At 41.4% G+C, this 14,178-nt stretch carries 15 protein-coding genes; 7 read left to right on the plus strand and 8 right to left on the minus strand.

Annotated elements, in window-relative coordinates:
• Positions 1–25 precede the first annotated feature (25 nt).
• The 3 genes from H6G86_RS27690 to H6G86_RS27700 all read left to right on the plus strand — a co-directional run bounded on the left by H6G86_RS27690 (position 26) and on the right by H6G86_RS27700 (position 2,598).
• On the plus strand, positions 26–523 hold the full coding sequence (locus H6G86_RS27690; protein WP_190937003.1) for a hypothetical protein: 498 nt from the start codon (positions 26–28) through the stop codon (positions 521–523).
• 122 nt (positions 524–645) lie between these two features.
• The gene (locus H6G86_RS27695) at positions 646–1,746 is read left to right on the plus strand and encodes a D-alanine--D-alanine ligase family protein (RefSeq protein WP_190937004.1); all 1,101 of its coding nucleotides are present in this window, start codon (positions 646–648) and stop codon (positions 1,744–1,746) included.
• 201 nt (positions 1,747–1,947) lie between these two features.
• On the plus strand, positions 1,948–2,598 hold the full coding sequence (locus tag H6G86_RS27700; RefSeq protein WP_041565806.1) for a hypothetical protein: 651 nt from the start codon (positions 1,948–1,950) through the stop codon (positions 2,596–2,598).
• A 126-nt stretch (positions 2,599–2,724) separates the two neighbouring features.
• Here the strand turns inward: H6G86_RS27700 and H6G86_RS27705 are convergent, their stop codons facing one another.
• Entirely contained in the window at positions 2,725–3,213 is a 489-nt protein-coding gene (locus H6G86_RS27705; protein ID WP_190937005.1) for a hypothetical protein, read from the minus strand.
• A gap of 163 nt (positions 3,214–3,376) precedes the next feature.
• On the opposite strand from H6G86_RS27705, the gene H6G86_RS27710 reads away from it, so the two are divergent.
• Entirely contained in the window at positions 3,377–5,242 is a 1,866-nt protein-coding gene (locus tag H6G86_RS27710) for a serine/threonine protein kinase (protein ID WP_190937006.1), read from the plus strand.
• Between the two features lie 170 nt (positions 5,243–5,412).
• Here H6G86_RS27710 and H6G86_RS27715 read toward each other — a convergent pair whose 3' ends face one another.
• From H6G86_RS27715 to H6G86_RS27740, 6 genes are all read right to left on the minus strand, one after another.
• On the minus strand, positions 5,413–6,072 hold the full coding sequence (locus tag H6G86_RS27715; RefSeq protein WP_174709225.1) for a heterocyst differentiation related protein: 660 nt from the start codon (positions 6,070–6,072) through the stop codon (positions 5,413–5,415).
• A 241-nt stretch (positions 6,073–6,313) separates the two neighbouring features.
• Positions 6,314–7,132: a tryptophan synthase subunit alpha gene (gene trpA / locus H6G86_RS27720; RefSeq protein WP_190937007.1), complete on the minus strand. Its 819-nt coding sequence runs from the start codon at positions 7,130–7,132 to the stop codon at positions 6,314–6,316.
• A 115-nt stretch (positions 7,133–7,247) separates the two neighbouring features.
• On the minus strand, positions 7,248–7,559 hold the full coding sequence (locus H6G86_RS27725; RefSeq protein ID WP_012412811.1) for a DUF3007 family protein: 312 nt from the start codon (positions 7,557–7,559) through the stop codon (positions 7,248–7,250).
• Positions 7,560–7,584: 25 nt separating this feature from the next.
• Positions 7,585–7,797, minus strand: a complete 213-nt coding sequence (ndhL, locus tag H6G86_RS27730; protein ID WP_185581107.1) for an NAD(P)H-quinone oxidoreductase subunit L — start codon at positions 7,795–7,797, stop codon at positions 7,585–7,587.
• Positions 7,798–8,642: 845 nt separating this feature from the next.
• Positions 8,643–8,888, minus strand: a complete 246-nt coding sequence (locus H6G86_RS27735) for a hypothetical protein (RefSeq protein WP_190937008.1) — start codon at positions 8,886–8,888, stop codon at positions 8,643–8,645.
• Positions 8,878–9,462 (minus strand): Uma2 family endonuclease, encoded by a 585-nt coding sequence (locus tag H6G86_RS27740; protein ID WP_190937009.1) that lies wholly within the window; start codon positions 9,460–9,462, stop codon positions 8,878–8,880. Before H6G86_RS27740 ends, H6G86_RS27735 begins: the two co-directional genes overlap by 11 nt.
• Before the next feature lie 421 nt (positions 9,463–9,883).
• Here H6G86_RS27740 and H6G86_RS27745 point away from each other — a divergent pair, with 421 nt between their 5' ends.
• The gene (locus H6G86_RS27745; RefSeq protein ID WP_190937010.1) at positions 9,884–11,203 is read left to right on the plus strand and encodes a Sll1247 family protein; all 1,320 of its coding nucleotides are present in this window, start codon (positions 9,884–9,886) and stop codon (positions 11,201–11,203) included.
• 15 nt (positions 11,204–11,218) lie between these two features.
• Here H6G86_RS27745 and H6G86_RS27750 read toward each other — a convergent pair whose 3' ends face one another.
• Positions 11,219–12,136 carry a lysylphosphatidylglycerol synthase transmembrane domain-containing protein gene (locus H6G86_RS27750; protein WP_190937011.1) on the minus strand — a complete coding sequence of 306 codons (918 nt, stop codon included), beginning with the start codon at positions 12,134–12,136 and terminating at the stop codon, positions 11,219–11,221.
• A gap of 339 nt (positions 12,137–12,475) precedes the next feature.
• On the opposite strand from H6G86_RS27750, the gene H6G86_RS27755 reads away from it, so the two are divergent.
• Together H6G86_RS27755 and H6G86_RS27760 are read left to right on the plus strand one after the other, a co-directional pair.
• Positions 12,476–13,045 (plus strand): DUF6658 family protein, encoded by a 570-nt coding sequence (locus tag H6G86_RS27755; protein WP_190937012.1) that lies wholly within the window; start codon positions 12,476–12,478, stop codon positions 13,043–13,045.
• A 100-nt stretch (positions 13,046–13,145) separates the two neighbouring features.
• Positions 13,146–13,736 (plus strand): hypothetical protein, encoded by a 591-nt coding sequence (locus H6G86_RS27760; RefSeq protein ID WP_179075343.1) that lies wholly within the window; start codon positions 13,146–13,148, stop codon positions 13,734–13,736.
• Positions 13,737–14,178: the final 442 nt, after the last annotated feature.

Below are 14,178 nucleotides of genomic sequence, written 5' to 3' on the forward strand. Positions count from 1 at the left end.
ACTGAAATTTGAAAAAATTCAAGTTATGAAAAATTTGGTGAAATTGTCAACTTTCGGTACTATTTTATGCCCCCTAGTTTTGGCAGGAACCATAGCAGCTACAGCGCAAGCACAGCAACAGTCAGAGCCAGGGGCGATTTCTGCACCTCATGTAACACTTAATGTACAACGTAGCAGTGGTACATGTCCTCCAACAATTGGACTGTGGTGGTTTGTTCTACCTTATGAAGGCGGTGCTGAACATACGGTAGTGGCAGATACTAGAGAGTTTGCAGATGAAACTAACTTAGTTTCATCTAATAATAAGCAGTTTGTGGAATTTGTTTCACCTTTACGCAGTAATTATGCTTCTTGTGTAGGTCAAACTCGTGGGCAAGAATATACTTTCTACAATGTAGAATTTAAAAATAAAAAAGCTTATTTCCGTGTAGATTTACGAAAAATTGATGCACCCGCTCGCCTAATCACTTACAAAAGTGTAGTGGCTTCCCGCCCTTATGTCAGATGGGCGATCGCTGACTAACTCATCAAATAAGAGAGTTTTTCTAAGTAGGGTTTCAACAGGCAAAAAATAATATAGAAAAATATGGCAATTTTTGTAGGTTGTGATACGCTATCTGCTTGAGGAGTGTGGAGGAACCGAAAATGACTAAGCTGCGCGTGGGGTTACTGTTTGGCGGTCGTTCGGGAGAACATGAAGTTTCAATCAAATCAGCACGGGCGATCGCTAAAGCCCTAAGTGCAGAGGAAAATGCTAGTAAGTACGAAGTACTTCCTTTTTACATCCAAAAAGATGGACGCTGGCTAGCGGGAGAAGCACCCCAAAAGGTTTTAGAAACAGGCAATCCGCTTCTAGAAGCTGAACAACCAACTGCTGAGGGAAATCTGACATCCAACCCTCAAGCCCAAACCCTGAGTAAATGGGAATCTCCCTCTCAAGTTGCCCAAGTGGATATTTGGTTTCCCGTTCTCCACGGCCCCAACGGTGAAGACGGGACAATTCAAGGGTTATTAACTTTGATGCAAGTCCCCTTTGTTGGTTCTGGGGTGTTAGGTTCGGCGATGGGGATGGATAAAATTGCGATGAAAATGGCTTTTGAGCAAGCGGGACTTGCACAGGTAAAATATAAAGCGATAACTAGAGCGCAAGTTTGGTCTAATCCTTGTGTGTTTCCGAAATTGTGTGATGACATTGAGGCAGCATTAGGTTATCCTGCTTTTGTCAAACCTGCTAATTTGGGTTCATCAGTGGGTATTGCCAAAGTGCGATCGCGCCAAGAATTAGAAGCCGCCTTAGATAATGCCGCCAGTTATGACCGAAGACTGGTGGTAGAAGCTGGTGTCGTCGCCAGGGAAGTTGAGTGTGCTGTTTTAGGCAACGATCAACCCCAAGCCTCTATCGTTGGAGAGATTAGTTATGATAGCGATTTTTATGATTATGAAACTAAATATACAGAAGGTCGGGCAGATTTACTGATTCCAGCACCGATTCCAGATGCGATCGCTCGTCAAATTCAGGACATGGCTTTGGAAGCCTTTGCGGCTGTTGATGCTGCGGGATTGGCAAGGGTAGATTTCTTCTATGTAGAAGCTACACAAGAGGTTTTGATTAACGAAATCAATACGTTGCCAGGGTTTACGGCGACGAGTATGTATCCCCTACTCTGGGCCCATAGTGGAGTTTCCTTTCCAGAATTAGTTGATCGGTTAATTCAACTTGCTCTTGAAAGGTATTCTCCTAGCTGACAGAAAAAATAAGCAAACTGATTTCAGAGCATTACGGCAAGAAGTCACAATAAAGACACAATTTTGACAAAACTTAGCCGGATTTGGTAGCATCTGTTTTACAAAAAAGCTACTGGGATCGGAAATTTTGTTACGGATACCTGATGCTTGACTCCTCCAGTACAATTTATTGACTAGAGGGGTACAAATCTGAAAGTAATCATGGAAAAAAGTCAGAGTGTACAGCGCGAGCCAACCCGACTCAGAAGGGCTACTCCAGAGCTGACAAACAGGAAATCGAGATTAAAACAAAGCTCGAATGTTCTGATATATCTGGTAACACATCATCCTTGGCTATTGTTAACTGGGTGTTTAGCCATGTTTTTAGGAGGTGGTGCCTTTGCCCTGTACAGCTTAGGTAATGCTGGACAGGTAGCACAAGAAGAACCAGAAACAATCCCAGTTATTGTTGAAGAACCAATCAGTGTGCCCTCTGAGAATAGTAACCCTACACCTTTATGGATGGTAGCTGCGATCGTCCTCAGTTGTGGTGGTGGTTCTTTGCTCGTTTTCAAAATGCTTAACCGGAAAACGCAACCGCAAAAAGTCCAAAAACAGGTTAACCGCCATCAGGCACGCTTGGCACAAAGCCAGTACCAAAGATTGGAACCACGCCTTCCCAAGAACCAACCAATTTTTGTGCCACAGCCACAACTGATGCCGCTGATGCAGATGCAACCTAAAGCAAAACATTTGGTGACGGTTCTGCCAGCAGAACACAAGCACCACTTGGATACGCGCACAGATTCTTTAGCAGACTTAATGGATCTTCGTAAAAATAGTTCATTGTCTGCAATTTTACGCCAGTATTAAATTTAACGTAAAGCAAAAACCTTTCAAAATAATACTTTTTGCGAATTAGGGCACGGTTATACCGTGCCTTTACTAATTTTATCGAACAGAATTCTGAATTCTGAATTCTGACTCCTGAATTCTTCTTCAACTTTCTGGCAATTTAGCAAACGCCTGTTCAACTAAATCCTTTGCTTTAGCATCCAAACGCAGCCAATCCACTTCACCCAGTTCATCAATTAAACTAGTATCAATCTCAGCAGCTTCTTTCTGTGGGCTGTATTCAATAAAACACACTTCATAACACAATTCCCACAAATCGATACTCGCTTCTTGCTGTTGACGCTGCAAACGTAGATGATATCCTGGATGGGGCATCGGCAAACGAGTAAGAGTCTCTCTAATTTCATCGGCTTCTTGAGGCGTTGCAGTTTCCATTGCTTGCAACAACTCAGTCACCAATGCTTTGATTTCATCAGTGGTGCTAGGCGGCCAAATCAGGACATCATGGTAAGTTCCCGTCCAAGAAGATTCATCAAGGGACTTGCGGATATTATCGATAACGCGAATGAAAGCAGGTTGCATGAGGATTTCAGCCTGCTGCCATGCAACTGGATTTGTTATTTTCGGTGGCATTGGTAATAAACAGGGGCACTAAAAGAAAAATAAACAGTCTGCGTTTATAAAAAAGCTGCGTTTTTAATCTAAATCTTTTCTCAAGATAGCGGATTTCATTGAAGAAAATTTGGAGATATTTATTACCAGCTGGACAATTAGGTAATAACTCTGGGGAGGGAATATGATCGGCAAGCTACTAGACCATCGTTACCAAGTAATTCGAGTCCTCGCAATGGGAGGATTTGGTCAAACTTATATTGCCCAAGATACTAGGCGGCCCGGCAACCCCATTTGCGTTGTCAAGCACCTCAAACCCGGAACTGACCCCAGAGTTTTTGATACTGCTAAACGCCTGTTCAACAGCGAAGCCGAAACCTTAGAAAAACTGGGCAACCATGACCAAATACCCAGGCTACTAGCGTACTTTGATGAAAACCAAGAATTTTATTTAGTACAAGAATATATTGAAGGACATACCCTAGCGGAAGAACTTACACCTGGTAAACGCTGGAGTGAAAGCCAAGTAATTCAACTATTACAAGAAGTTCTGGAAATTCTCGAATTTGTCCACAGCCAAGGCGTTATTCATCGGGACATCAAACCGGATAATATTATCCGTCGTGCTTCAGATAATAAGTTAGTTTTAGTGGACTTTGGGGCAGTGAAGCAACTGCGTACACAGATGGTAATAGTAGGGGGACAAGCATCTGCCACAGTCGTTATTGGTACTCCTGGCTATATGCCCACAGAACAAGGGCAAGGTAAACCCCGCCCCAACAGTGATATTTATTCCCTCGGCATCATCGCCATTCAAGCACTAACAGGATTATTGCCAACAGCATTGCAAGAAGACCCAGAAACAGGCGAAATTATTTGGCAGCAATCAATAAACGTAAACTACCGGCTGGCGGCAGTGTTGACGAAGATGGTGCGTTATCACTTCAAAGACCGCTATCAAAACGCCACGGAAGCACTGCAAGCCTGTAAAGATGCGATTAATCCTGTACCTAAACTTTCCCAACCTCAAGTATCTCGGCTACAAACGGTTGCAGTTGCGCCAGCAAATCCTGTCAAACCTGCCCGTAAAGACTCTGGTAAATCTGACCCATGGCCAATATTAATTGGCATATTATTAGCGGGTGGTGCGGCTGCCTTGGTAGCAAATGTATATCCAAATGTGAAAAATTTAGCTTTAAATCTTACAGGTAAGGATACTACTTTAGTAAACAAATGCTCGGCTGTGGTCGTCGGAAATTCTAATATCCGTTCTGAACCTAGTTCGATAAATTCTGATAATATTTTGCAAACAGTTGCCGATAACACCAGTTTCGAGGTAACAGGTAAGCGGACAAAACGAGGTTGGATAGAAGTTAAACTTAAATCTGGTCGTTTAGCTTGGGCACACCCGGCCGTGATCATCAATAATCAAGAATGGGCTTCTTGCCTGCGCTATAAAGGTATTGCAACTAAGACAGTAAATGATAGTAGCTTGATTGCTACTCGACCGACTCCCAAGCCAAAAGCAAAATCTAAGGATGTAGCAACTCCCTTAGCAGAAAAGCCGAAGGGTTCAACTGACGATGTGGATAAATCAGAACGATCGCAGCCTATTGATAACAGTGCCAATATTATAGAACAAGCAAAACAGAAGTATGATTCAGGGGATATAGTTGGAGCGATCGCACTTTTAAAATCAATTCCAGCAAATGCTGCTTCTGGTATCCAAGAGACGGGCAAAATGATTGCCCAGTGGCAAGATGATTGGGCGAAAGCAGAGGCGTTATCTAATGAGATCAACAAAGCAATAGATGATGGGAAATGGGATAAAGTTTTAGATTATAGAAACCATCCAGAAAAATTGCCTAATACTAAATACTGGCGAAACAAAATAGAACCATTATTTAAACAAGCAGCCGAAAATCTGGCAAAACAGGCACTAACTCAACTAAAAAATCAAGGTAATTCTAAGAGTACCCAACAAAAAATTCCCGATACTAAACAACCTGCTAATACAGAGAATCCCAATATTAAGGCAAACCCACAGTAATCAATTATTATGACCCAAGCCTTACCAAAAATAGTTACCTTTGACGAATTAAAATACTCAAAATAGTCTGATTGAAAATGATAATCGGACATGGATAAGGGTGGAAAGAGATAAGCGACTCTCGCCTCCTTCCACCCTCTATTTGATTATCTGTTATTTGATTTTCCCGATTAGTGCATTTCGTCGTATTCTGGGGCTTCAACTCGTCTTGCTTCCATCCGCGAAGCCGGCAAAAACTCAGCGCGACGAACTGGAACCAAGGGCGGTGTATTTCCTTGGTAAGGGTGAATCACTTGTACAGTACGGGCTGGACGCTGCCGTGGCGAGAACAAAGCCAATACTCCAGCGACAACAACACCACCACCAATAGTCAGAGTTGCGCCTCCCACAGCCCAAAGCATGGGTGAAGACCACCAAGAAGTTTGCGGCTGGAGTGCTGCTACTTTTTGTTGGTTATACTGCTGGGCTTGTTGCCACTGCTGCTGAGTATTGAAATTTTGAACTTGTCCTTGGAGTTGTTGATTTTGCAACTTCAACTGTTCATTGTCGTTTTTTAAACGCTCCAGCTGCATCTGCGTATTCAGCTTTTCCATTTCCAGACGTTGGTCAGCACTGGTAGCGGTTGGTGGCTGATTAGGATTGGGATACATTGGTTGCCCATAAGGGCCGTAAGGATACATTTGTGGCTGTATTCCCGGCGCTACTACCCCTGGCATTTGCGGAGCAACAGCAAAATTAGGTTGTAGCGGGGTATTTGTTCCTTTGAGCAATACGAGAGCCGCCAGCCCAGCTACGGCGACCCCGCCGATAAACGCCATACTCTCACTCATCGCCTTTGCTCCTCAATTGCGACGTAACTATAATCATTTGTGACTGACTCACTCTCACACTCACACTCATAAATTATGCCTACTTGACTTCACATAATACTCAAACTATAAGCGACCGTATCAGCTAGTTTTTTTACATCATGATATCTGATGTTAATATTCAAAACCATAATGGTCAAATTGTCTACCAAACAAGGATAGAAAAACTACGCTGTTATACTTTTTAATCTACTTTTCCGTTCTAATCAAGAGGAGTATTTGTGCTGGTTTTGATTGCTGCTTTGAGACTTTGGCAAAATTGAGCGATCGCATTTAGTCCTTGCTCTGGTGTACCTTCTGCTAACCGTTTGACAACAGCGCTACCCACGATCGCCGCATCTGCTCCCCATTCCTTTACCTGACGCGCTTGGGCGGCTTCGGAGATACCAAAGCCTACACCAATGGGTTTATCAGTAACACCACGAATTTGTTTGAGTAAATCGGACACGCGGTTTTCCAGTTGCGATCGCATTCCTGTAACCCCAGTGACGCTGACTAAATAAATAAATCCTTGTGAAGAATGAGCGATCGCTTCTATTCGTTTAGCATCACTGGTGGGAGCTACCAATAAGATTACATCAATTCCCATCTTCTTAGCTGGTTCGAGCAAGCCTGCTGCTTCTTCCAAGGGCAAATCTGGTACTACTAATCCTGCTACCCCAGCCGCAGCTATTTCCTGGAGAAACTTATCAATTCCCCGGTGCAAGATTGGGTTGTAGTAAGTAAATAGAATAATAGGCGATCGCAATTTGGGAGTAATGCCTTGCAACATTTCCAGTACTTGCTCCAATTTTGTTCCCCTTTGTAGAGCGCGGGTAGCAGCAGCTTGAATTACTGGCCCATCAGCTAGAGGATCGGAATAAGGTATGCCCAGTTCAATAATATCGGCTCCACTTTGATCTAGAACCTGCAAAGCTTTTGCTGTTGTTTCTAAATCTGGATCGCCAGCAGTAATAAACGGAATCAGAGCGCACTCATGATTCCGCCCAAGGGTTTCAAAGCAATCAGAAATTGCAGTCATTTGAGTCAGGTGTCAATAGTCAGTGGTCATTGGTCAGTAGTCATTAGTCATTGGTCATTAGTAAAGGACAAATGACTAATGACAAAGGACAAATAACAACTAACCAATGATAACTTTACACCTGTGATTGCTCTTCTTGTTCTATTTCAGCTTGAATTCGTGCTAGCTCTTCTGGAGTAAGCTCATCTAGCCGCTTTTGCAGAAAGTCTTGCTCGTACTGTTCCCGTTGTTGGTGGTAGGTCATTTTTTGTCCCACCGCACGGAAAAAATAGGTCGCTAACCAGCCAATTAAACCACTGACTAGTAAGACTTGGCTCCATATACCAGCTTTCTGAGTGTCCAAACCGACTAGCTGCAATATTACATAAGCCAAGCCGCCGGCAATAAAAACACCTAAGCCAATTCCAATAGCGTCAATCCGTCGCATGAGAGTTATGACCTACCAATTATCGTTAAACTTGAACTTGTCGCCGTTGGGGTCGGAAATTTACAAACGGCGATAGAACCAACAAACCTGGAAAAAAGAAAAACACCAAAAAGTACATCAACAAACGCTCGATGGAGCTAGCTACATACCAACGCTGCTTCAGGTAGAACAATACAGCAATGGGGATTACCAGAAGGTAAGCTCCAGCCAAAATCAGATATAGCAGGGCGACAATCATAACTTTTTTGGTCTAAGCATCTGTTTTCCATCATAGGCTGAAGAGCCAAACTGAGGGAAGTATAATCATGATGCTTTCAATATCATTACGCCATAATTCCTTTTTTTATCCAAATTGATTGATAAAAGCTAATTTTGTGCTATTATCGTAAATCTACTAGCAAACAAATGCTTTAGTCACACGAGATGAGAAACTCATCTAGGTTGATTACGAATAAAACTTCCGATTTGGGAAGCGATCGCACAATCTAGAAAAAATATTTTCAATCTAGTTGGACAAAAGACACAATTGATGGTGGAATAGATAAGGCGGTATTTGCTGCCTCCAAAAAATAACTAGGTCTATACTAGTTAATTAACGAACACCTGCGGGGGTGTGGCGGAATGGTAGACGCTACGGACTTAGATAACTGAGCCTTGAAGGAGAAATCCCTCAAGTGGAAGCTCTCAAACTCAGGGAAACCTAAATCTGGTGACAGACATGGCAATCCTGAGCCAAGCCCGAAAATTTTAGATTTGCGATTTTAGATTTGGATTAGTTTTCAATCCAAAATTTAAAATCCAAAACCCAAAATTGAGGGAAGGTGCAGAGACCCGACGGGAGCTACCCTAACGTAAAGTCGAGGGTAAAGGGAGAGTCCAATTCTCAAAACCTGATTTGGCTATTGCCATCAGGTAGCAGTGAAAACTGCGGGAGGATGAAAATCCGTTGACCGTAAAAGGTCGTGTGGGTTCAAGTCCCTCCACCCCCACTAAAAATTGAAAATGCCAAAAAGCTTTTATTGTGACTTTACCTATAACTTTGCCGCAACGGTAAGCTTATGCTTCCAATAAAGAGTGGCAAGGTTATGGTTCCAAACAAATTTCTCTTCGCGCTGCCCTTAAAGCAGCGCTAACTATTTTGTCGCGAAAACATCCTGGTTTAGCCAATAGCCTTGAAATAGCTACCTCACTAGGATAAATACCTTCAGTGTGAACTTGCCTAACAGCTTGTTTTACTTGGATTTTTTGAATGGCTATTTCTAGGGTTAGCATATTGGGCAATAGGTAGAAGGGAATGGGTAATGGGAATGCTTTTATTCTATTCCCCATGCCCTGGTTCAAGGGTTAAACCGCGATAGACTTGTTCAATGGGGAAATTGAAGTTAATGCTTTTGAGTTCGATTGTGTCGCCTGCTTTGTAGTTGATAATCAACCAGTCGCCTGCATCGTTTTTGTGATACAGGTCGATTTCGGTGCTGGTGGAACTGACTAGTAGGTAATCAATTAAGGCTGGGTTTTGGCGGTACATTCGGAATTTCCCGCCTCTGTCGTAGGCTTCGGTGCTGGCAGAGAGGACTTCGACAATGAGGCAGGGGTAGGTAATATATTGGGTTGTGGTTTTATCGCGATCGTCGCAGGTAACGCTGGCATCTGGGTAGGTATAGTTATTGCTGCCAAATATATTGACTTTGACATCAGAATTTCCGGTGATGCAACCTGTATTTTCTAAGTGGCTGTCGAACATGGCGGTGAAGCGGATGGCGATACGACCGTGATTGACGCTGCCGCCAGTCATGGCGTAAACTTCGCCGTTGATATACTCGTGCTTTTCCAGTTGGGTTGCTTCCCAGGCAAAGTACTCGTCTGGGGTGAGGTGGGGGGCGTTGCCTTTGGCTGCGATCATTGTGGGGAAACTCCTGGATTGGATGACTCGCACACTTTCATATAGAAAAATCCCTGCTGCACTTTATTTTACACAAATAGATTTATCCGTAATGCCCTACTCTTCGTCTAACAATGCTTGTTCATCAAGGAAGGTTTGTAGCCGGATCTCATAATCTTCATAGTAAAGTTCATATAATGCTTGGCTGTAAAGTAATTTGCCGTCCAAGGGATACTCTTCTAATTATTGAGACTAAGTAATTTCACCGGGGGTTTTGATGAAGTATTAAACAATTTAGATTTAATACTTTATTTATGGTGGGACTTTATCAAATTTATGTAAAAAAATCACTGAATTTCAGAAGAATAGATTGATGCTAGTGTGCACCAAGGTTAAGCTTGTAATAATATGAACAGGAAGCCTTTTTGTCCTGATAACTAGAATGAACGCTAATAGTTTATCAATTAGTCAGGAAAATCCCCATAGTGTTACGTCTAACTCTAGACAGATAAATGTGCAAATTGCACAAGAAGAAGTTTATAGCTTCTTCGTGGAAATTGTCAAAAAACTGTCACCAGATGATGTTTTACGAGAATTCAAAGGTTTATTTATAGACGGTCTTGATTCAGAAGAATCAGATTATATTCCTGGGATATATGGTATTTTTTTAGATGATAATGAGCAAGAACTATGTAATACACTCAAGCGGTGTTGCTACATTATAGTTAATAATTGGAAGACTAATCGAAAAGATAAATATATCCAAGAATTAGTTAATTTATTTGTTAATGAAAATCTCAAAGTCAAAGACAATAACGATCCAGTAATAAAGATTTGCAAGACTTGGTTAGAGAATTTTGTCAACAGCAAAGACTACCAAGAATTGAAATTATTTGCTGCTAAATATGATGAATCATCTAAAGGTCATTGGGCTAATCGCTATAGTTCTTATTTATTAATCGATCAATCTGTTAATAAAAATAATCCCATAGAGCAACAAGAGGCTGCTAGAAAGCTTTCTAAACAGATAAAAGAAAAATTTAAGTTTGAACTGGCAATGTATATTGCTCGTTCTCAATCTACAGTTTCAAGCACAGCACGCTATAAAAATCCTAGTGTTTTGGGAGACCAGGCTCTACGTTTAATCAAAGCAATTGTTTTAAAAAGAGGGGTTTTTAGCCATGAGAATATTGCTCATATATTTATCAAACAGACTCAAAATCAAACTCTAGAACAATTTAAAACTAATCTCGAAAAATATCTATTTCTTTCTGTAGGCAAGCAAGAATCAGTTGAGGTTTGGAAGCAGCAGTTTATAGATGTTTTATCATCATGGAAGAAGGATTGTAATCAGGAAGTTATCACTAAAGAATTGTTTTTGAGAACCTGTAATCGAGTCATCGATTACTTGACAATAGAAAACGGCAAGGAACCTTCATCATTATTTATATTATTAATTAGTCAAGGTCATGCTCTAACATTGGTAATTATACTTTTAAAAATAATTCTAATTTGTAATAATTCCCGTCGTCATTTAGAAACTCGGATTGCTCATTTGATTCGTTTTTACGAAAACTATTCTGAAGATGAATGCAAAGGTGTAATAAATTTTATGGAGATTTTTAATATTACGTTTGCAATTTATGCAGAAAACGTAGAATATAACTTGATTAAGATGGAAGAGGAACAAAGCAGTAATCCGCAGTTGAATCTGGATGGTTATCGTGTGTTTTCACAGATGAAAGTAGATAGACCGAAATGAGTTTTGCCTAATTTATTATTTAGGAAGGCGTTCGTCTAAGTAAGCGAGGGTAGCGCCCGCAGTTTCAGCTAGAATACTAATGAGGCGATATAGAGCGATCGCACTAAATACCAGGGCCGCTGGAAAGTGATGTTGCAAAAGTTGATATGCAGTCGCTTCAAATACACCTAACCCACCAGGCGCACCCGGAATCACAAAACCTAACAGCCAAGCGCAACTAAAAGCCCCTAGCAACAAAGGAATTTGATTTACGTTCAACGAACCCAGCGCGGACATAGTTAATATAAACCCAGTAGCGCGTAGTCCCATAAAGCCCAACTCTCCTAATAAAGGGCGTAAAGGGTAGCTTTTAAGACTGAAGGGAACAGTTGGTTGAGTTGTAGCAGCAGACTTTTTTGCTTTTAATCTGTATAAAAAGCGAATAACTGGGTTTAAAAACCGGGGATGAATTGCACAAAGAACTACGGCTAAACTCAATAATTGTAGTACTTGAATAACTAGGGTAGTATTAGCCGCTGCAAATTGGCTACCGCATAAGACAATGATGATTAAAGCAGCCGCTAGCATGAGTAGGGGTTCTAGCAAAACGCTTAAAGTGGCTGCACCAGCAGAAATATTGGCATTTTTGGCGGCGACAATTCGCCCGTAATGATGCCAGATATTACCTGGTAAATACTTAGCAATGTTCGTTTTTAGGTAAACTTGGATAAATTGGGGAGATGATACAGGTTGATTTAACTCTTGCAAAATCCAAGTCCAAATCCAGCCTGCCCAAGTATGCGCTAGTAAAGTTACGCCTGTAGCGATCGCTATAATTGCCCATCCTACCCCATCAATGCGGATAGCAGTCACTCCAATCCAATTATCTTTCAAGGCTTTTGCTAGAAAAAACAGCGTTCCGCCCAAAATTATCCAGCGTAAAAATTGCTTCATGAATTTAGTAATTTAACGGTTGAGCAACAAGGGGCCAATGCCTCTACGATTGCAGTACATCAGCTACCTATTCAAAGCTTTTGAAGTATAAAACAGCTTGATATAGTGCTTTTTACGAAAAGTATATTACTTTATTTTATATCTCTCTAGAGTTAGATAAAAATATTATTCATGTACTAATTAAAATGTAGCCTGCGCTAGAGGTAAAGAGCCTTTTATTATTCATATCCTTTATAGAGGTTATCGAATGAGCGAACCAAAACAAGCACAATAACTTGCTGACCAATTCAATGATTCAGCAAACACTTAACTTATTAATATTTTGGTAAGGAGGACTACGTGAACGCTGTGAGAGTATTCTTGAAACAAATAAGATTGCGCCAGATATTAACTATCTTTTTAGCTGGACTATTGTTGATAGTTAGCACTGCTTGTAGTGGGGCAAATGCTCAAGGTGCAAATCCACAAAACCCTGCTGTGCAAGCTGGTGGAGCAAACAATCCTTATAAGAATGGTGGAGACAAGTATGGCAACTACAGAATGTCTACCGATCCGAAAATAGCCAACCCAAAAGCCAGTCAGGGACGCGACCAAGCTAGCTTACAACCAAGTTTGGAATTTTTGATTGCTACAGCAGATAGAGAATCTAAGATACTTTATCCTGGTGCTGAGACACCAGCAGGTCGAATCAATAAAGAAGCAGAGTTGCCACTCATCACAGATAAAGACTTCCGCCAGCCTGAACCCGGTGGTTTGATTCAGAATGAACCAAAAGTTGGGGATCGGGTTCAAGATCGGCTTGAGACTGTAAAAGAGACTGTTGAAGAAGCTTCCGGCTTTTTGAAAAATAAGGCAGATGAAGCAAGCCGCAGACCTGAATTACAAAGAAATCCAGCAGTAGGCAGATAGAATCCTTATTTTGTCTGAATGTTTGGGATGCAAAATTCATTCCAAATGCCATCTTGGTTGAAGTTTAACTTAGTCACAAAAATGCAAGGAGTTTAGCACTATGAAAAAAGCAATGAATTGGCTCAAAAGCATTCGTCCCTTGAAAGTTTTAACTGTTTTTTTGGCAGGGATATTCTTATTTCTGACACAAGCTTGTGGTGCCCCAGGAATAGCAACGCAGCCACCACAGCCAGGTTCCCAAGCACCTAACGTCAAGCGATACGATCCTACAAAAGATTATCCTCTGAATTCTCCTGCTGGTGGGATGAATAACTTTAGTGATGTAGATCCCAGAGCGAGAGATGAAAAGGCAGCTAATGACAGAGCTGATGCACTGGCCAAAAATGCTCAAAGAAATATTGACCAGAAATCAGTTGACAGCCCAAGGCAGTATGGTGAAAATTACAAACAAGGTACACCCCTTGGTGAAAGAGTGAAGAACCTGGGTGAAGATATCGGCAGTTCAGCTGAAGAAGTTCGCAAAGGTGTTGTTAAGGGAACTCAGCGAGGAATTGAAAATATCAAGGGAAATACCCAGAATGCTGCCGAAGATGTGACAACAAATGTTCAGCGTGGGGCTGAGGATGCTGGTAGAAATGTTCGGCGTACAGCTGACGATGCTGGTAATGCAGTCAAGAGAGCGGTTGATTGAAATTAGTCATTTAATTCTTGTAAAAATTTGAAAGCGCCCACAGACTTCTAGTCTGGTGCTACTAAAACAAAGCCTGCATAGACAGGCTTTGTTTTGGTTTGAGATAGGGTTTAATTCCCTTAGAGGATGTCTGAGAAGTATCAAATATTTCTTGATCCCCCCTAACTCCCCTTAAAAAAGGGGGGAATAAGAGTCTTAAAGTCCCCCTTTTTAAGAGGGATTTAGGGGGATCTCTAAGGGTTAGATGTATACAAAAAACTTTTCAGACATCCTCTTAAACTTTATTTATTAATAGATATCTCTAGAAATTAAATATGCATTATCTAGAACCCTTGTAGAGACGTAGCACTGCTACGTCTCTACATTATTTTTCATATCTCTAATGAGCCTTTGAACTCCGTTAATGAGTCTTTGAACTCCGTTAATGAGTCTTTGAACTCCG

The sequence above is a fragment of the Nostoc sp. FACHB-133 genome, from assembly GCF_014698055.1.
Taxonomy (GTDB): Bacteria; Cyanobacteriota; Cyanobacteriia; order Cyanobacteriales; family Nostocaceae; genus Nostoc.

Bases quoted from the DNA above. Each gene is read 5' to 3' on its own strand.
- H6G86_RS27690 (WP_190937003.1), top strand. From the start codon at position 26: ATGAAAAATTTGGTGAAATTGTCAACTTTCGGTACTATTTTATGCCCC.
- H6G86_RS27695 (WP_190937004.1), top strand. From the start codon at position 646: ATGACTAAGCTGCGCGTGGGGTTACTGTTTGGCGGTCGTTCGGGAGAA.
- H6G86_RS27700 (WP_041565806.1), top strand. From the start codon at position 1,948: ATGGAAAAAAGTCAGAGTGTACAGCGCGAGCCAACCCGACTCAGAAGG.
- H6G86_RS27705 (WP_190937005.1), bottom strand. From the start codon at position 3,213: ATGCCACCGAAAATAACAAATCCAGTTGCATGGCAGCAGGCTGAAATC.
- H6G86_RS27710 (WP_190937006.1), top strand. From the start codon at position 3,377: ATGATCGGCAAGCTACTAGACCATCGTTACCAAGTAATTCGAGTCCTC.
- H6G86_RS27715 (WP_174709225.1), bottom strand. From the start codon at position 6,072: ATGAGTGAGAGTATGGCGTTTATCGGCGGGGTCGCCGTAGCTGGGCTG.
- trpA (WP_190937007.1), bottom strand. From the start codon at position 7,132: ATGACTGCAATTTCTGATTGCTTTGAAACCCTTGGGCGGAATCATGAG.
- H6G86_RS27725 (WP_012412811.1), bottom strand. From the start codon at position 7,559: ATGCGACGGATTGACGCTATTGGAATTGGCTTAGGTGTTTTTATTGCC.
- ndhL (WP_185581107.1), bottom strand. From the start codon at position 7,797: ATGATTGTCGCCCTGCTATATCTGATTTTGGCTGGAGCTTACCTTCTG.
- H6G86_RS27735 (WP_190937008.1), bottom strand. From the start codon at position 8,888: ATGGGGAATAGAATAAAAGCATTCCCATTACCCATTCCCTTCTACCTA.
- H6G86_RS27740 (WP_190937009.1), bottom strand. From the start codon at position 9,462: ATGATCGCAGCCAAAGGCAACGCCCCCCACCTCACCCCAGACGAGTAC.
- H6G86_RS27745 (WP_190937010.1), top strand. From the start codon at position 9,884: ATGAACGCTAATAGTTTATCAATTAGTCAGGAAAATCCCCATAGTGTT.
- H6G86_RS27750 (WP_190937011.1), bottom strand. From the start codon at position 12,136: ATGAAGCAATTTTTACGCTGGATAATTTTGGGCGGAACGCTGTTTTTT.
- H6G86_RS27760 (WP_179075343.1), top strand. From the start codon at position 13,146: ATGAAAAAAGCAATGAATTGGCTCAAAAGCATTCGTCCCTTGAAAGTT.